The organism is Flavobacterium sp. N2270, assembly GCF_025947225.1.
Lineage (GTDB): Bacteria > Bacteroidota > Bacteroidia > Flavobacteriales > Flavobacteriaceae > Flavobacterium.
This window is the reverse complement of record NZ_CP110005.1, coordinates 2,056,728-2,073,585: the sequence shown is the minus strand read 5'-3', so window position 1 is coordinate 2,073,585 and position 16,858 is coordinate 2,056,728. Positions and strand designations below refer to the sequence as shown.

Annotated in this window: 18 protein-coding genes; 14 read left to right on the top strand and 4 right to left on the bottom strand. The window is 29.4% G+C overall.

The annotated features are described in order from the left end of the window. Positions 1–181: 181 nt before the first annotated feature. A complete protein-coding gene (locus OLM55_RS09620) occupies positions 182–2,158 on the bottom strand; it encodes a dehydrogenase E1 component subunit alpha/beta (RefSeq protein WP_264558687.1) in 1,977 nt (658 codons plus the stop codon). 210 nt (positions 2,159–2,368) lie between these two features. On the opposite strand from OLM55_RS09620, the gene OLM55_RS09615 reads away from it, so the two are divergent. The 10 genes from OLM55_RS09615 (at position 2,369) to OLM55_RS09570 (ending at position 9,404) form a co-directional block, all read left to right on the top strand. Then, a complete protein-coding gene (locus tag OLM55_RS09615) occupies positions 2,369–3,322 on the top strand; it encodes an isopenicillin N synthase family dioxygenase (protein ID WP_264558686.1) in 954 nt (317 codons plus the stop codon). Between the two features lie 163 nt (positions 3,323–3,485). Beyond that, on the top strand, positions 3,486–3,881 hold the full coding sequence (locus tag OLM55_RS09610) for a GxxExxY protein (RefSeq protein ID WP_264558685.1): 396 nt from the start codon (positions 3,486–3,488) through the stop codon (positions 3,879–3,881). 145 nt (positions 3,882–4,026) lie between these two features. Next, positions 4,027–4,359: a translation initiation factor gene (locus OLM55_RS09605; protein ID WP_264558684.1), complete on the top strand. Its 333-nt coding sequence runs from the start codon at positions 4,027–4,029 to the stop codon at positions 4,357–4,359. Between the two features lie 21 nt (positions 4,360–4,380). Then, the gene (locus tag OLM55_RS09600; protein ID WP_264558683.1) at positions 4,381–5,247 is read left to right on the top strand and encodes a nucleoside phosphorylase; all 867 of its coding nucleotides are present in this window, start codon (positions 4,381–4,383) and stop codon (positions 5,245–5,247) included. Between the two features lie 80 nt (positions 5,248–5,327). After that, entirely contained in the window at positions 5,328–5,867 is a 540-nt protein-coding gene (locus OLM55_RS09595; protein WP_264558682.1) for a DUF1003 domain-containing protein, read from the top strand. Then, complete coding sequence (locus OLM55_RS09590) at positions 5,868–6,245, top strand: VOC family protein (RefSeq protein ID WP_264558681.1); 378 nt, start codon at positions 5,868–5,870, stop codon at positions 6,243–6,245. Further along, positions 6,246–6,785 carry a GNAT family N-acetyltransferase gene (locus OLM55_RS09585; RefSeq protein WP_264558680.1) on the top strand — a complete coding sequence of 180 codons (540 nt, stop codon included), beginning with the start codon at positions 6,246–6,248 and terminating at the stop codon, positions 6,783–6,785. A 54-nt stretch (positions 6,786–6,839) separates the two neighbouring features. Continuing rightward, positions 6,840–7,685, top strand: coding sequence for a substrate-binding domain-containing protein (locus tag OLM55_RS09580; RefSeq protein WP_264558679.1), 846 nt, complete (start codon positions 6,840–6,842; stop codon positions 7,683–7,685). Positions 7,686–7,712: 27 nt separating this feature from the next. Continuing rightward, complete coding sequence (locus OLM55_RS09575) at positions 7,713–8,645, top strand: transglutaminase (RefSeq protein ID WP_264558678.1); 933 nt, start codon at positions 7,713–7,715, stop codon at positions 8,643–8,645. A 117-nt stretch (positions 8,646–8,762) separates the two neighbouring features. Beyond that, entirely contained in the window at positions 8,763–9,404 is a 642-nt protein-coding gene (locus OLM55_RS09570) for a hypothetical protein (protein WP_264558677.1), read from the top strand. Here OLM55_RS09570 and ung read toward each other — a convergent pair whose 3' ends face one another. Continuing rightward, positions 9,405–10,073: a uracil-DNA glycosylase gene (gene ung, locus OLM55_RS09565; RefSeq protein ID WP_264558676.1), complete on the bottom strand. Its 669-nt coding sequence runs from the start codon at positions 10,071–10,073 to the stop codon at positions 9,405–9,407. Between the two features lie 67 nt (positions 10,074–10,140). Here ung and OLM55_RS09560 point away from each other — a divergent pair, with 67 nt between their 5' ends. The 3 genes from OLM55_RS09560 to OLM55_RS09550 are packed head-to-tail and all read left to right on the top strand — an operon-like array spanning position 10,141 to position 12,949. Then, a complete protein-coding gene (locus tag OLM55_RS09560) occupies positions 10,141–12,309 on the top strand; it encodes an endonuclease MutS2 (RefSeq protein ID WP_264558675.1) in 2,169 nt (722 codons plus the stop codon). 13 nt (positions 12,310–12,322) lie between these two features. Beyond that, the gene (locus tag OLM55_RS09555; protein ID WP_264558674.1) at positions 12,323–12,742 is read left to right on the top strand and encodes a thiol-disulfide oxidoreductase DCC family protein; all 420 of its coding nucleotides are present in this window, start codon (positions 12,323–12,325) and stop codon (positions 12,740–12,742) included. A 60-nt stretch (positions 12,743–12,802) separates the two neighbouring features. After that, a complete protein-coding gene (locus tag OLM55_RS09550) occupies positions 12,803–12,949 on the top strand; it encodes a hypothetical protein (protein ID WP_264558673.1) in 147 nt (48 codons plus the stop codon). Between the two features lie 33 nt (positions 12,950–12,982). Here OLM55_RS09550 and OLM55_RS09545 read toward each other — a convergent pair whose 3' ends face one another. Further along, complete coding sequence (locus OLM55_RS09545) at positions 12,983–14,665, bottom strand: T9SS type A sorting domain-containing protein (protein WP_264558672.1); 1,683 nt, start codon at positions 14,663–14,665, stop codon at positions 12,983–12,985. A gap of 205 nt (positions 14,666–14,870) precedes the next feature. After that, complete coding sequence (aroC, locus tag OLM55_RS09540) at positions 14,871–15,926, bottom strand: chorismate synthase (protein ID WP_264558671.1); 1,056 nt, start codon at positions 15,924–15,926, stop codon at positions 14,871–14,873. Between the two features lie 122 nt (positions 15,927–16,048). Here aroC and OLM55_RS09535 point away from each other — a divergent pair, with 122 nt between their 5' ends. Then, positions 16,049–16,831: a hypothetical protein gene (locus OLM55_RS09535; protein WP_264558670.1), complete on the top strand. Its 783-nt coding sequence runs from the start codon at positions 16,049–16,051 to the stop codon at positions 16,829–16,831. The last annotated feature ends 27 nt before the right edge of the window (positions 16,832–16,858 follow it).

Sequence of the window (16,858 nt, the reverse complement as noted above, 5' to 3'; positions counted from 1 at the left end):
TAGTTTTTAACAACTAAAATATCAGGTAATAAAAAAGAGCTTCCTAAAGGAAAGCTCTTTTTTATTATAATATCAAAAAACGTTTGGTGTAATTAGTCAACCGGTTGTTTGTATGAGCTTGTCGAAGACCTTCTAAAAAAACATTTCGACAAGCTCAATGTTATAAACACTGTAAAATAAATTAATACGCCAATAAATCTTTCAATTCATTTTCAAAACGATTTTTTGGTAAATATTGATCTTCTAGTGCTTTTACAAAAGGAATAGCCGTTTCTAAACTTCCAACTCTTTTTACTGGAGCATCTAAATGTTCGAAGCAATTTTCCATTATCATTGCCGAAATATCACTTGCAACACCACCAAACAAGGTATCTTCTGTTAAAATAATTACTTTATTGGTTTTCTTAACCGAAGCGTAAATAGTTTCAACATCTAAAGGCTGTAAGGTTCTTAAATCGATTAAATCAGCTGAAATTTCAGGGTTTTTATTCAATGTATCCAAAGCCCAATGTACTCCTGCACCAAATGAAATAACCGTAACGTCATTTCCTTCTTTAATTAAAGAGGCTTTTCCAAAAGGAATGGTATAATAATCTACAGGAACATCTTGGTACACACTTCTATATAATTGTTTGTGCTCAAAAAACATAACCGGATTAGGATCGTTAATGGCAGTATTCAACAAACCTTTTACATCATAAGGAAAGGCAGGATACACTACTTTTAAACCTGGTGTTTTTGTAAACCAAGCTTCGTTTGTTTGTGAATGGAACGGTCCTGCTTGAGTTCCACCACCACAAGGCATACGCACTACTACATCGGCTTTTTCATTCCAACGGTAATGTTGTTTTGCTAATAAGTTTACAATTGGGTTAAAACCTGTAGAAACGAAATCTCCAAATTGCATTTCCATAATGGCTTTATGACCGTTAATTGAAAGTCCGTTTGCTGCAGAAACCACAGCACTTTCACAAATTGGTGTATTACGAACTCTTTCTTTTCCAAAAGCGTCTACAAAACCATCTGTAATTTTAAAAGCACCACCGTATTCTGCAATATCTTGACCCATAATAACCAAGTTATCATGACGTTCCATTGATTGTCTTAATGCGTTAGAAATGGCATCAACTACACGTATGTTTTCAACTTCTTTAGAATGTGTAAATTCCTCAAAATCATAAGGTTCATACATGTCATTTAACTCTTCAGTTAAATCAGCAATAACATCTGGTTCACCTTGAGTAATTACCCAATGTTCGTCTATTTCTGCTTTTATTTCTGCTCTGTATTGTGTATCTGTTTCTTCGTTTAAAACATTTGTTCTAAGTAAGAATTCTTTAAAGTTTTCAATTGGATCTTTTTCAGCCCACATGTCCATTAACTCTTGCGGAACATATTTAGTACCACTCGCCTCTTCGTGTCCTCGCATTCTAAACGTTTTAAACTCTAGTAAAACCGGACGAGGATTTTCGACCATAGAAGCTTTTAATTTAGAAATTAAATTTACTACTTCTAATATATTGTTTCCGTCAACTATATGGCTTTCCATACCAAAACCTACACCTTTATCGGCCAAGTTTTCACAACGATATTGTTCGTTTGTTGGAGTTGAAAGTCCGTAACCATTGTTTTCAATTACAAATAACACAGGTAAATCCCATACCGCAGCAATATTTAAGGCTTCATGAAAATCTCCTTCTGAAGTTGCTCCTTCACCAGTAAATACTGCGGTTACTTTTCCGTTTTTCTTTAATTTATTGGCTAAAGCAATTCCGTCAGCAACACCTAATTGCGGACCTAAATGCGATATCATTCCAACCAACTTAAATTCTTGTGTTCCAAAGTGAAAACTTCTGTCTCTACCTTTAGTAAAACCAGTCTTTTTACCTTGCCATTGCGAAAATAAACGATGTAATGGAATCTCTCTTGTAGTAAATACACCTAAATTACGGTGCATTGGTAAAATGTACTCATCTTTATCTAAAACCGAAGTAATACCAACTGATATTGCTTCTTGCCCTATTCCTGAAAACCATTTAGAAACCTTACCTTGACGTAAAAGAATCAACATTTTTTCTTCAATAAGCCTTGGCTTTAATAGTTTTTTATATAAATCTAATAACTGTTCGTTTGTTAAATCTTGTCTGTCAAAATTCATAAAATGAGTGCTTTTAATTTGGTACCAAATGTATGAAAAATAACATTTTCAAAGCGTATTGTTATAAAAAAAATATGAATAAATATAAACAGCTTTAAACTAGATTTTTATAATGTTAACAACTTTCATATTTTCAATTAAAAATATTTAATTACTTTTGTTCTAAGTAGGTATTAAACCTATTGTAAGTTATTAACAAAATGTAATATAATGCAAAAAATTCCTAGTGTTGACTTACGTGATTTCCTGTCGGATGATCCGGCACGTAAACAAAAATTTGTAAATGAAATCGGAAAAGCCTACGAAGAAATTGGTTTCGTAGCATTAAAAGGTCATTTTTTAGATGACAAATTAGTTGAAGATTTGTATAGTGAAGTTAGAAATTTCTTCAATTTACCATTAGAAACTAAAGAAAAGTATGAAATTCCTGGTATTGGCGGACAAAGAGGTTATGTTTCTTTTGGAAAAGAACATGCTAAAGGTCGTTCTGCGGGAGATTTAAAAGAGTTTTGGCACTTTGGACAATATGTTTCTGAAGGTTCAAAATATGCAGGAGAATATCCTGATAATGTTGAAGTTAAAGAATTACCTAAATTCAATTCTGTAGGTAAAGAAGCGTATCAATTGATTGAAAAAACTGGTGTTTATGTTTTAAGAGCATTGGCCATTCATATTGGTTTAGATGAATTTTACTTTGATAAGTACATAAAAGACGGAAATAGTATTTTACGTCCTATTCACTACCCACCTATCACTGATGAACCTAAAGAAGGAGCTGTAAGAGCTGCTGCTCATGGAGACATTAACTTGATTACTTTATTAATGGGTGCTCAAGGAAAAGGATTACAGGTACAAAACCATAACGGTGATTGGATTGACGCTATTGCAGAACCAGATGAAATGATGATTAATGTTGGTGATATGTTATCGAGACATACGAACAACAAATTAAAATCTACGATTCACCAAGTGGTTAACCCACCAAGGGAATTATGGGGAACATCTCGTTTTTCTATTCCGTTTTTCATGCATCCAGTTAGCGATATGTCGTTAAACTGTTTGCCAGAATGTATTGATGAAAATAATCCGAAAGGATTTGAAGACATTACTGCTGGAGAATTTTTACATGAAAGATTAGTAGAATTAGGATTGATAAAAAAATAATTTTAATTTTATAATATAAAGAAAAGACATTGAGTTTATCTTGATGTCTTTTTGCTTTTTAGTGTTGAACACAGATTAAACAAAAAATATACGCCAAATAGGACGCGGATAAAACGGATTTACTTCGTAAAACGCAGATTTTACAGATTTTAATAATTATTATATGCACTTATTACATAACGAATTAACATCGTTTATTTTAAAAACATTCTACGACGTTTATAATGAACTAGGCTATGGTTTTCTTGAAAAAGTTTACCAAAACGCTCTACTCATTGAATTAAAGAATAAAGGATTAGAAGTAACTTCTAATGAAAAGATTAAAGTTTATTATAAAGGGGAAAACGTAGGAGATTATTATGCAGATATTATTGTAAACAATACCGTAATACTAGAATTAAAAGCAGCCGAATGTATAGTAGAAGCATTCGAAAATCAACTTCTCAACTATTTGAGAGGTACAGACTGTGAAGTAGGTTTGTTATTGAATTTTGGAAAAAAGCCTGAATTCAGAAGAAAAATATTTGAAAATAAAAGAAAACAAAGAAAAAATCTGTAAACAAGCGATTCGCATTTGCAAATCCGTGTAATCAGCGTTCAAATAGCATTTTACATTAAAGAAAATATTTGAAAACAGTATAAAAAAATCAGTATTAATCAGCGTTTCGCGTAAGCGAATCTGTTAAATCCGCGTTCAAAAAAAAATGGACTTAAGCGAACAATTAAAAAAACTATTTCCAGATCATGAACCTTCAAACGAACCTGAAGTTGTTGTCGATTCTGAACACGAATTATTCGTTCAAAAAGAACCTATGATTTGTAAATACGAAAAGAGAAAAGGAAAACCAACCACTATAATTTCTGGTTACGAAGGAGAAGATGAAGATTTTAAACTTTTAGCAAAAGAAATTAAAAGCAAATTAGCTGTTGGCGGAAGCTTTAAAGAAGGTGAAATCATCATTCAAGGTGATTATAGAGATAAAATAATGAAAATTCTTCAAGATAAAGGTTTTAAAACCAAGCGTGTTGGAGGATAAGAATAATTAAAATAAATAAAAATGATTAAATCATCAGAATTAATATTAAATCCAGATGGAAGTGTTTACCATTTGAATTTAAAACCAGAAAACATTGCACATGATATTATCTTTGTAGGAGATCAAAATCGTGTAGAAAAAATAACTAAACATTTTGATTCTATTGAATTTTCTACTCAAAAAAGAGAATTCAAAACTCAAACAGGAATTTATAAAGGCAAAAGGATGTCAGTCATGTCAACCGGAATTGGTCCAGACAATATTGATATAGTAATGAACGAATTAGATGCTTTAGTTAATATCGACTTAGAGACGCGTAAACCAAAGCAAAACTTAACATCGTTAAACATTGTTCGTATAGGTACTTCAGGTTCTTTGCAAGCAGATATTCCTTGCGATAGCTTTGTAATGAGTCAATACGGATTAGGTTTAGATAACATGCTTCGCTCCTATTTAATTGATGATATTTCTGAAATTGAAATTGAAGATGCATTCATTAATCAAACCAATTGGGATTTAAGAAAAGGACGTCCTTATGTAATTAAAGGAAGTGAAAAGTTAGAAAAAATATTTGAAAGCGATAAAATTTACAAAGGTTTTACAGGAACCGCTGGAGGTTTTTATGGACCACAAGGAAGAGTATTGCGTTTAGAAATTCAAGACAATGATTTAAATAGAAAAATGGACAGTTTTAACTATAAAGGTACAAAAATGACCAATTTAGAAATGGAAACTGGAGCCATTTATGGTTTAGGAAAATTACTAGGTCACGAATGTTTATCTTTAAATGCCATTATTGCTAACAGAGCAACAGGAAATTTTAGCGCTGATCCATACAAAGCTGTTGATGAATTAATTGCTTATGCTTTAGATAAATTAGCTGAATAAAAGTAAAAATTTAGATCTAAGAAACTGATATAATTTTAAAATCTCCAATTTCATTAATCTGTTTTCTAAATAAAATAGCAATGGATAAATCCTCAAAAAATTTACTAAACTCTGAAAAAGAGCAATTGTTAAAACTTCAAAACATTGTAAAACAAACGTTTGAAGAAGAGAAACTAATGGTTGATAATTTATTACATCAACCAGAAGAAGTAATAACAAAAGGTCAAAAAATTTCAGACAAAGTAGCTAGTTTTGGAGGAAGTTGGAAATTTATAATATTATTTGCAATTATTTTATTTATATGGATTCTATTCAATACTGTTGCTATACTATCTTTACGATTTGACCCTTATCCTTTCATTTTAATGAATTTGATTTTATCTTGTATTGCTGCACTTCAGGCTCCAATTATTATGATGAGCCAAAACCGTCAGGAAGAAAAAGACAGGAAACGAAGCGAAAATGATTATTTAATTAATCTGAAAGCTGAATTAGAATTAAGAAGTTTACATCAAAAAGTTGATTTATTACTAGAAGAACAAATTCAAATGCTAATAAAAAGTCAAGCTGAACAACTTGAAATGTTGAAAAAATTGCAAAAAAAATTAGATTCAAAATAAATGAAATTTAGAATTGCCAGACATACAAATGATTTAGAAAAAATAAAAACCTTTTACACTAAAGTTTTAGGTTTTGAAGTCTTAGGTAGTTTTGAAAACCACAATTTATATGATGGATTTTTCATAGGAAAACCTAATACAGATTGGCATTTAGAGTTTACAACATCAAATGAAGTTGTTGAGTTTAATTATAATGAAGATGATATTATTGTATTTTATCCTGAAAAAATAAACGAATACAATCAATTACTTGATACTGTTCAAAAACATAATATTTCTTTCATTAAAGCGAAAAATCCTTATTGGAATGAAAACGGAAAAATGATTTTAGATCCAGATGGGTATCGAATTATAATTTCAAATTTAAAATGCAGATAAATGAATTTAATTCTTGAAACTGAAAGACTTATAATGCGAGAAATGCGTCATGAAGATGCAGAAGCTTTATTTGATATGGATTCTAACCCAAATGTTCATATTTATCTTTGGCAAAAACCGTTTACAACTATTGATGAGATTCATTCTTACATTGATATGGTTCGTAAACAGTATCAAAGAAATAAAATTGGACGCTTCTCAACAATAATTAAAGAAACTGGTGAGTTAATTGGTTGGACAGGAATTAAATATATCGATGACCACGTAGAAAATGGAAATACAAATTTCTATGATTACGGTTATCGTTTAAACGAAAAATTTTGGAATAAAGGATTTGCTACAGAAGCAACAAATGCGTGGTTAGATCATGGTTTTAATGAAATGAATATTGATGTAATGAATGCTTATACTCATGCCGAAAACGGTGCTTCTAATCATGTTTTGAATAAATGTGGTATGAAATTCATAGAAGATTATTTAGATCAACACGGAGCGTCATGGAAATGGTGGCAAATGGTGAATCCTATTAAGTCATTATAAAAAAGTAATTAGTAATAAAAATCGGAATGAGAATCCCTCGTTCCTCTCAATGACATGAAAACAATAAAAATAGCAGGCGTACCAGAACATTTCAATTTGCCTTGGCAAATGTGCATAGTTGATGGTGATTTTGAAGAAGTTGGAATTGATTTACAATGGATAGATGTCCCTGAAGGAACAGGCAAAATGTGCCAAATGCTTCGCGATAAAGAAACAGACATTGCAGTAATTCTAACTGAAGGAATTGTAAAAGATATTATTGCTGGAAATGAGACAAAAATTGTTCAGGTTTATGTAAAAAGTCCACTTATTTGGGGAATTCATGTTGCAGCTAATTCAAAATTTGAAAAAATTTCTGATCTAGAAAACACAAAAGCAGCTATTTCTCGTTTTGGATCCGGCTCACATTTAATGAGTTATGTAAACGCACAAAACAATAATTGGGATACTAATAATCTTCAATTTGAAGTTGTAAATACTATAGACGGCGCTGTTGAAGCTTTAACTAATGAAAAAGCAGATTATTTCATGTGGGAACGTTTTATGACTAAACCTTTAGTAGATAATGGAACATTTAGAAAAATTGCTGACTGTCCTACTCCATGGCCTTGTTTTGTAATTGCTGTACGAAATGAAATTTTAGAAGAAAAACCTCATGTAATTGAACAAATATTAGAAATTATAAATACTACAACTTCAGAATTTAAAATGATTCCAAGTATCGATAGAATGTTAGCTTCAAAATACAATCAGAAAATTGAAGATATACAAGAATGGTTGTCTTTAACCCATTGGTCACAAAAACAAATCGATAAAAAAACACTTAATAAAGTACAAGAACAATTATATACGTTAAATATTATTGAAAAAAGAGTTCCGTTTGAAACTATAGCTAAATAATTACTTATTTTTATCGTTTTAAACACAATGGTTAAAATTGATCCCATTTCTTTTACAAAACTTAAGGAAAAGCTTTCTTTGCCAAAGCCATGGGATAGTATTGTAATTTTTTTATTAAACATTCTTATTGCAATACCTACTTTTTTAATTGTTCATCATAATATTATTGAATTTAATTGGCCAATAAACTTAGATCGAATTTTTATTTTTATAGGAATATTAATTCTTATTCAACTCATTTTAAGAACATTAAAAACAATAATTGTAATTTGTATATTTTTCTATATAATTACACTTATTTACGGAACATTATTTGGAGAATATGGCTTTCAACGCGTTTTTGAAGATTATCGTTCCATGATATATTCAATGCAAGAAGATCCACATCCACAAGATTTAATTATTTCTAAATTATTGCCATTCCCTAATAAATCAAAAATTATTGATGCCGTAAATTTTACCAATCCAAAAGTTCGAAATTTTGCATTATATGCAACCACAAAACACTTTAAAGACATCAAAGGCCATGCAAAAGACAGAAAGCTAATTCAGTGTTTTGCTGTTTTTAAAGAAATAAAACAACGCTGGAATTATGTAAATGATCCAAAAGGTCAAGAGTACATAGCCGCTGCATCTGAAAGTATTCAACATTTTTCAGGCGATTGTGATGATCATGCTATACTAATGTCAGCTTGTATAAAAGCTATTGGTGGAACCCCAAGAATAATCCACACAGGTGGACACATGTATCCTGAAATGCTTATTGGCGATAAAAACGATTTAGAAACTGCAGTTTACCTAATTAAAGAAGTTTTATTTGTTGAAGAAAGTAAAAATAAAGAAATTCATTACCATATCGATGAACGTGGAAAAATATGGTTAAACTTAGATTATACTGCAAAATTTCCAGGTGGTCCATTCATGAAAGAAGAAATATTAGGAGAACTTACTTTCAATTAACTTTTTTAAGAAAAATTATAGAATTACTATATGTAATAACTATATTTCTTAAATACCTTTGAATTGATCCAAATTTACATTGTACTTAATCAATACAAGCATAACCTTCAATCTTAAATGAATTTAACAAAACGAGTAAAAAAACTTTTTTTTAAACAAAAAGAATATTACTTTTCAAGGTATTATTACAGACAATTAATTGATAAATATACTACAAACATTGCTACCTATGTTAAATTGTTAAATGCAACATCGCTAGCAGTATATAACCAAAATACAAATAAAAATATCCTTGAAGATTCAACGGTTACATTTAAATACACAATTTCACAAACTAAAAAAATATACGGAGAACCTATCTATATAATTGAAAATCATGTTATTAACGAAATGTCTATTTTATTCTACAGATTAAAATTTGCGAACGAAAGAGTTAAATGTGAATTTCATTTTTACAAAAACGAATTATTCTACATAAAATATATTTTTTCATATATATCTGATAAACAAAAAAAATCAATCATAAATGTTCTAGAAGGAAAATATTTGGAAGGAAAGAAATTTAATTATAAAATGAATATAATATCAGACAATAATAACAATAAGCTACTTATTACAGAAGACAGCCACTTTAATATTGATTTTTTAAGTCTAAATTCTGATTTTTTTAATAGTATAGAAGATTTAAAAAAGCAAAATGAAGAAAAACAAATTGAAAGCCAATTAAAATTCATAAATCAAATGGCTAAAAATTTATAATTACCATGTTATTGGTGTCTTTTTATTTTTTATTAAAAAATCATTCGATTTGCTGAAATGTTTATTTCCAAACCAAAAACCTCGGTTTGCACTTAAAGGAGATGGGTGGCCAGATTGTAAAACAAAGTGTTTATTTTCATCAATGAACTTTATTTTCTTTTGAGCAAAACTTCCCCAAAGTAAAAAAACAACATGTTCTTTTTCATTTGAAATGGTTTGAATCACAGCATCTGTAAATTTTTGCCAATCTAAATGTTTATGACTGTTTGCTTCATCTTTCCTTACCGTTAAAGTAGCATTTAGTAACAACACACCTTGCTTTGCCCAATGTTCTAAATTACCCGATGTTGGCAACATAATACGTTCTAAATCTGAATTAATTTCAGCAAAAATATTTCTTAAAGAAGGTGGAATTTTCACATTATCATTCACCGAAAAGCACAATCCATTTGCCTCGCCAGTTCCATGATAAGGATCTTGACCAATAATTACAACTTTCAAATCATCAAAAGAGCATAAATTAAAAGCATTAAAAATCAGTTCTTTTGGTGGAAAACAAATATTTTTTTCGTACTCATCATCAACATATTCCATTAATTGAAGAAAATAAGGTTTCTCTAACTCTTTTGAAAGGGCATTTTGCCAAGATGGATGTATGTTCATAATCATTTTTATTGCAAATATAATTACTTTAAAACTTTATACTTTGTAACTTTACCACTTTGAAAAAGAACACATGATTTCAGTTACCAATAAAACACTTCAGGATTTAGAATTTAATACCATTTTAGAAACCATTTCTAGTAAATGTAATACTGAAATTGGTATTGAAAAAGCACTTCAAATTGTACCTTTTAAGGACAAAGAAACCTTATTAAATGAGTTACAACATACTTCAGAATATGTAGCTTCATTTACCAATAATAATGCAATTCCTAATCATGGCTTTGAGGTCATTTCATATGAATTGAAATTTCTTAAAATTGAAGATAGTTTTTTAGAGCAAATAAGTTTTAAAAAAATTGCAGGAATAACTGATACTGCTATTCAATTACTTCGTTTTTTAAAGAAATTCCAAGACTATTATCCAACATTATATCATAAATCTGCCGAAGTTGAACAATGCAAATACATTTTAGAAAAAATTGATGCTGTTTTTGATAAATATGGCGAATTAAAAAATAATGCTTCTCCCGATTTATTACACATTCGAAAAAGTATTCAATTGGTTCGTGGAAAAATCAATCAAAGTTTTGGAATGGCTTTAAGCCAATATAATGCAGCTGGATACTTAGATGATATTAAAGAAACTGTAGTTGAAAATCGTAGAGTTTTGGCCGTTTTAGCCATGTACCGAAAAAAAGTAAAAGGAAGTATTTTAGGAAATTCAAAAACAGGAAGTATTGCTTATATTGAACCTGAAGCTACATTAAGATATTCGAGAGAGTTAAATGCATTAGAATATGAAGAACGTGAAGAAATTGTACGTATTTTAAAACGTTTAACTAATGAAATCAGACCTTTTAGAGAAACATTAAGCGATTATCAAGAGTTTTTAAGCGATATAGATGTAATTGCTGCAAAAGCTAAATATGCAAACACGATTAATGGAATATTACCTACAATTACAAATGAAAAACGTTTGTTTTTTAGAGAAGCCTTCCACCCTATTTTATATTTAAACAATAAGGCAAAGAATGCTGTCACTTATCCACAAACAATTGAATTAAATAACGAAGGTAGAATTATTGTAATTTCAGGACCAAATGCTGGAGGAAAAAGTATTACGCTTAAAACCATTGGTTTATTACAATTAATGTTGCAATGCGGAATTTTAATACCGGTTCACGAACGAAGTGAAACTTTTTTATTCGATAGAATTCTAACTGATATTGGCGATAATCAATCAATTGAAAATCACTTAAGTACTTATAGTTACCGATTAAAAAACATGAATTACTTCTTAAAAAAGTGTAATTCAAAAACGTTATTTTTAATTGACGAATTCGGTACAGGTTCTGATCCTGAATTAGGTGGAGCTTTAGCAGAAACATTTTTAGAAGAGTTTTATGCTCGTGAAGCTTTTGGAATCATTACAACACATTATAGCAATTTAAAAATATTAGCAAACGAATTACCTTATGCTATAAATGCCAACATGCAATTTGACGAAAAATCGTTAGAACCTATGTATAAATTGCATTTAGGTCAGGCCGGAAGTTCATTTACATTTGAAGTTGCTCAAAAAAACGGAATTCCATTTGGTTTAATAAACAGAGCTAAGAAAAAAATTGAAAAAGGGAAAGTACGTTTTGATAAAACCATTGCTACTTTACAAAAAGAACGTTCTAAATTAGAAAAGACTTCCCAAAACCTTAAAGAAGAAGAAATAAAGGCGAGAGAAGAAAGCCAAAAAATGGAAAACATTAATGCAAAAATTCAAGAAAAATTAGAGCGTTATCAAGAAGTTTATGATGCCAATCAGCGTTTAGTTTATTTAGGTCAAAAAATTGATGATCTTTCTGAAAAGTATTTTAATTCTAAAAACAAGAAGACCTTGATGTCTGAAGTTTTGAAAATGGTTGAAATAGAAAATTCAAAACGTAAAAAACTTACACCAAAAGAAAAAAAGGTAAAAGAAAAAGTTGAAAAGGTTGTTATCGAAGAAATAAAAGTTAAAGTTGAAGAGATTCGAAAAGAGAAAAAAGAAAAGAAAATAAAAGCCAAAATTGAAGAAGAAAATAAACCAAAAGTAATTTTAAAAGTTGGAGATAGAGTTCGAATGAACGATGGAAAAGCCGTAGGAACAATTGATAAAATTGAAAAGAAGAAAGCAACAGTAAATTATGGTATTTTTACTTCAAAAGTAAGTTTAGACGAATTAGAATACGTTCAACCTAAATAACAAATAATACATTATGGAAATTGAAAATTTACCAGTTGATAAAAAAATAATTCTATTTGATGGCGTTTGTAATTTATGTGATGCATCAGTACAATTTATTTATAAGCACGATAAAAAAGATATTTTTAGATTTGTTGCCATTCAATCTGAATTAGGACAGAAAATCATAAAACACATTGGAGTTGATACTTCAAAAATTGATTCTATAATTCTTTACGAACCTGGATTATCCTATTCGTATAAAGCTGAAGCAGCTCTTACAATTGCTAAAAACTTATCCGGAATTTACTCTTTATTAGGTTATTTAAACTTTATTCCAAATAGCATTAAGAATATTGTTTACGATTATATTGCAAAAAATCGTTATAAATGGTACGGCAAAAAAGAAGCCTGTATGATTCCGACTCCAGAATTGAAAGCAAAATTTTTATGATAATTATCATTTTTAGAGTACTTTTATGATTATACATTTGTTAAAATTAAAGTAACAACTATGAAAAATTTATTTATACCTTTAGTAAACTGGGGAAATGGTGCTTTTATTATGATAGTAATATTTTCATTAGTAATTCTTGGGCTTGTTGGAGCAGTAATGCTTTTAATGAATACAGACAAAAAGAAAAAAGAAAACGACCAATAAATTGGTCGTTTTCTTTTTTAAATAAATTTTTAATTACTCTTTTATAATTTTCTTTGTAAAGCTTCCTTGGTCAGAAACAAATTGAGCAATATAAACACCTCTTTGTAATTCAGAAATGTTTACATTAACTCTATCTGAATCAATTTCAATAACCTTTACAACTCTTCCATTTATATCTGAAATAGTTAATTTAGAAACTGTATTAAGATCGTTTTCTACAGATAAAATATCTTTAACCGGATTAGGATAAACTTTAAATTGAGATTCTACAAAACTATTATTAGATAACGTTTGATCAACAGTAAAATTATCAACAATAATAGCATGAGTACCCGCAGCATTTAAAGGTGTATAATTTCTAAATCCAAAATAATAAACTCCAGAAGTAGAAGGTGTGAAAGTAAATGTTTTTAAAGTAAATGCAGCAACTGAAACACCAGTTTCATCTGCTAAAATTGTAGTTTGAGCTGCAGAATTTTGAGCATTTCCTACAGTTAATTGATAATTCCCTGTTGCAGTTGTACCACTTTGGTAATTACTTAAATAATAAGTAATTGTAGCTTGTTCTCCAGCAACCAAGTTAACACCTCTAGAAAACATCCAATTATTTGCCGCCGCGGCCGCAGGAGTAACAGAAACGACAGATGAATTACCTTCTTGAACAAGTGCTCCAGCTCCGTAATATCCAATAGACCAATCACCAGCTACAGGAGTTACATTTGGAGTTGTCCAACCTACAAAAGGTAAAATCTCATGTTCAAAGCTTGTATTATAAGGAACATTTGCAGCATCAAATAAAGTTGAGAAAGCATAAGGTCCATTCCAAACACTATAGCCAGTACCGCAATTTGTTCTAACATAAAAGTCATAAACTGTATTAGCTGTAAGACCACTTAAAGAGTATGGAGAAGAAACGTTTGCAAAACTATTAATACCACTTCCTTGTGTATAACCATATAATCCATATTCAATATCAACATTTGCTCCACCAGCAGGATTCCATGATAAAGTTGCACTTGTTAAAGTATTACCACCATTAACATACTTAACACTTGTAGGTCTAGCACAAGAAACTGGTATACCTAATCTTGTTTCTGGTCTAAAACTAGAAGCAGTGGTCGTTGTTGGAGCTGTAGTACTTCCAGCTGCAGACATAGCCCCTTTTAATCCATTAGTTAATGTAGTATTACAATATGCTGTGTTTAAACTTGATAATGGGTTAGTTAAATTTTGATAATCAAAAGCAATATAAAGACCTCCTCCTGTATAAGTAAAAGTTGAACCTCCTGAGAAAGAATAATCAAATTCTCCAGCAGCTGTTGGAAGTGTAATAGGCGCATTACTAACAGTTGTCATTCCTGAGATTGCAGTAGCCCAGGTAGTACTTTTTGAGTTTGTAGTATTTGTAGTATTTTGCATATAAAATATTGCATTTCCAGTAGTAGTAACATCTTGTCCCGTCTGATATGTAAAGCCAATTCCTGAAATATCTTGCCCACTGGTAAATCCAGCTGCAGTCATTTCAGCAGCCGTAATTAACCAAATACTTCTTGTAATATTTCTTGCTCCTTGAGGCGCTCTACCATTTTGAGAAGTACTTGTTCCCGAAATTATTGAATAATAATCATTTTGGGCATAAAATGAGAAACTGCTTAGAAAGCAAATTGAAAGAATAACAAACTTTTTGAAACTCTTCGTTAAAGTAATTTTTTTCATATTTTATAGTTTAGAATTTAAACAAAATTAAATCGAAAACGAATATAAAAATCTGTACAATAGATAATTATATAAAATATAAAAAACTGTCAATAATTGGCATTAAAAATATATTTTACATCAAAAAAAATAAAATTTATTGAATTTAAATTTTATTTTTAATTAAAATATCGAAATTATCATTATTCAATAAATAATAATATTCTTACTTTTTGTTTAAAATAAACGCATCAGTTATCACCAATGCAGCCATTGCTTCAACTATTGGAACAGCTCTAGGAACAACACATGGGTCGTGTCTTCCTTTACCTTGTTGTTCTATTATATTTCCTTTAATATCTAAAACTTGTTGTTTTTGAATTAAAGTTGCTACAGGTTTAAAAGCTACTCTAAAATAAATATCCATACCGTTGCTAATTCCTCCTTGAATTCCACCAGATAAATTAGATTTAGTAGTTCCGTCTGAATTATATAAATCATTATGATCGCTACCTTTCATTTTAGAACCACAGAAACCACTTCCGTATTCAAAACCTTTAACTGCATTAATAGAAAGCATTGCTTTACCAAGTTCTGCGTGCAATTTATCAAAAACAGGTTCTCCTAGACCAATTGGAACATTTTGAATTACACAAGTGACAGTTCCTCCAACTGAATCGCCTTGTTTCTTTATTTCTTTGATAAAATTTTCCATTTTTAAAGCAGTTGCTTCATCAGGACAACGAACGGAGTTATCCTCAATTTTTGAAAAATCTAAATCTTGATAGGGTTTATCTATAAATATTTCACCTACAGAAGATACAAATGCATTAATTTTAATATTTGGGATAACTTGTTTGGCTATTGCACCACCAACCACTCTACAGGCTGTTTCTCTTGCAGAACTTCTTCCACCACCTCTATAATCTCTTATTCCGTATTTTTTATCGTAAACATAATCAGCATGACTAGGACGATAGGTATCTTTAATATCTGAATAATCTTTAGATTTTTGATTAGTATTTAATATTGAAAAACCAATAGGAGTTCCTGTTGTAATTCCTTCAAAAATACCCGAATGAAAAATTACTTCATCTTCTTCTTTTCTTTGTGTTACAATTGAAGATTGACCTGGTTTTCTACGTTGCATTTCAATTTGAATTGCTTCAAAATCAATTTTTATTCCTGAAGGACAACCATCAATTATTCCACCAATTGCATTACCGTGAGATTCACCAAAAGTTGTTAGTTTAAATAGTTTTCCAAAAGTATTACCTGACATTATGATCTATATTATTTTAATATAACAAATGTACTTAAATAAATTAAGTAAAATGTTTATATAAAATAGTAACTAACAAACAAAATTTAAAATATTGAGTATATTAGCTAAAAATAATTTTTATGAAAAACATATACTTTTTAAGCGGTCTATTAATAACATTAATGTCATGCTCTAATGATTATGACGATAACTTAAATAATCAAACAAATTTTGAATTACCTATAACTATTGGAAATTATTGGGTCTATGATGTTGATAATAGCGGAACCATCACAAAAGATTCTTTATTCATTTCAAAAGACACTATAATAGGCTCAAAAACTTATAAAAAAATTGAAACTGAAAATAATTTAGCTACCGGATTTTATTCTTCTTCACTAAAAAACAATGGTGTTAGAAAATCTCAAAATAAATTACTTCTTTCTGGAGATTTATCCCTTGGAAATGGTCAATTACCTATTAATTTAGATTTAAGTTTAGTTGATTTTATTATTTTTAAAGCAAATGCTTCAAATAATGAAACACTTTCAACAAAAACGGGTGTAATTAACGAAACTATTAATAGCTATCCTGTAACAATTAATTATACTTTAAAATCAATAGCAGGTGAAAATATTGCTCAATTTACATCTCCAAATACTGATATATACAGTAATATTAAGATTACAAAAATTATTTTAAATGTAACAATATCAACAACTATTAGTGGAATTAACATTCCTATAATTACTAATCAGGATGTATTAACTTCTTTACAATATATTGCAGATGGAATTGGAGTATTTCATACAAATACTACAATTTCTTATTCAATTTCTCAACTTATAGCAGATCAATTAGGTGTTCCTACAACTTCTACTCAAGTACAAAATGAATATTTAACAAACTATTTTATACAATAAAAAGCTACTTTTGTTGTTCTTATTATG

What these genes read in the sequence shown, in the direction of transcription:
- OLM55_RS09620 (WP_264558687.1), bottom strand. Translation starts at nt 2,158, where the DNA reads ATGAATTTTGACAGACAAGATTTAACAAACGAACAGTTATTAGATTTA.
- aroC (WP_264558671.1), bottom strand. Translation starts at nt 15,926, where the DNA reads ATGTCAGGTAATACTTTTGGAAAACTATTTAAACTAACAACTTTTGGT.
- OLM55_RS09610 (WP_264558685.1), top strand. Translation starts at nt 3,486, where the DNA reads ATGCACTTATTACATAACGAATTAACATCGTTTATTTTAAAAACATTC.
- OLM55_RS09570 (WP_264558677.1), top strand. Translation starts at nt 8,763, where the DNA reads ATGAATTTAACAAAACGAGTAAAAAAACTTTTTTTTAAACAAAAAGAA.
- OLM55_RS09585 (WP_264558680.1), top strand. Translation starts at nt 6,246, where the DNA reads ATGAATTTAATTCTTGAAACTGAAAGACTTATAATGCGAGAAATGCGT.
- ung (WP_264558676.1), bottom strand. Translation starts at nt 10,073, where the DNA reads ATGATTATGAACATACATCCATCTTGGCAAAATGCCCTTTCAAAAGAG.
- OLM55_RS09615 (WP_264558686.1), top strand. Translation starts at nt 2,369, where the DNA reads ATGCAAAAAATTCCTAGTGTTGACTTACGTGATTTCCTGTCGGATGAT.
- OLM55_RS09600 (WP_264558683.1), top strand. Translation starts at nt 4,381, where the DNA reads ATGATTAAATCATCAGAATTAATATTAAATCCAGATGGAAGTGTTTAC.
- OLM55_RS09605 (WP_264558684.1), top strand. Translation starts at nt 4,027, where the DNA reads ATGGACTTAAGCGAACAATTAAAAAAACTATTTCCAGATCATGAACCT.
- OLM55_RS09590 (WP_264558681.1), top strand. Translation starts at nt 5,868, where the DNA reads ATGAAATTTAGAATTGCCAGACATACAAATGATTTAGAAAAAATAAAA.
- OLM55_RS09555 (WP_264558674.1), top strand. Translation starts at nt 12,323, where the DNA reads ATGGAAATTGAAAATTTACCAGTTGATAAAAAAATAATTCTATTTGAT.
- OLM55_RS09550 (WP_264558673.1), top strand. Translation starts at nt 12,803, where the DNA reads ATGAAAAATTTATTTATACCTTTAGTAAACTGGGGAAATGGTGCTTTT.
- OLM55_RS09580 (WP_264558679.1), top strand. Translation starts at nt 6,840, where the DNA reads ATGAAAACAATAAAAATAGCAGGCGTACCAGAACATTTCAATTTGCCT.
- OLM55_RS09545 (WP_264558672.1), bottom strand. Translation starts at nt 14,665, where the DNA reads ATGAAAAAAATTACTTTAACGAAGAGTTTCAAAAAGTTTGTTATTCTT.
- OLM55_RS09560 (WP_264558675.1), top strand. Translation starts at nt 10,141, where the DNA reads ATGATTTCAGTTACCAATAAAACACTTCAGGATTTAGAATTTAATACC.
- OLM55_RS09575 (WP_264558678.1), top strand. Translation starts at nt 7,713, where the DNA reads ATGGTTAAAATTGATCCCATTTCTTTTACAAAACTTAAGGAAAAGCTT.
- OLM55_RS09535 (WP_264558670.1), top strand. Translation starts at nt 16,049, where the DNA reads ATGAAAAACATATACTTTTTAAGCGGTCTATTAATAACATTAATGTCA.
- OLM55_RS09595 (WP_264558682.1), top strand. Translation starts at nt 5,328, where the DNA reads ATGGATAAATCCTCAAAAAATTTACTAAACTCTGAAAAAGAGCAATTG.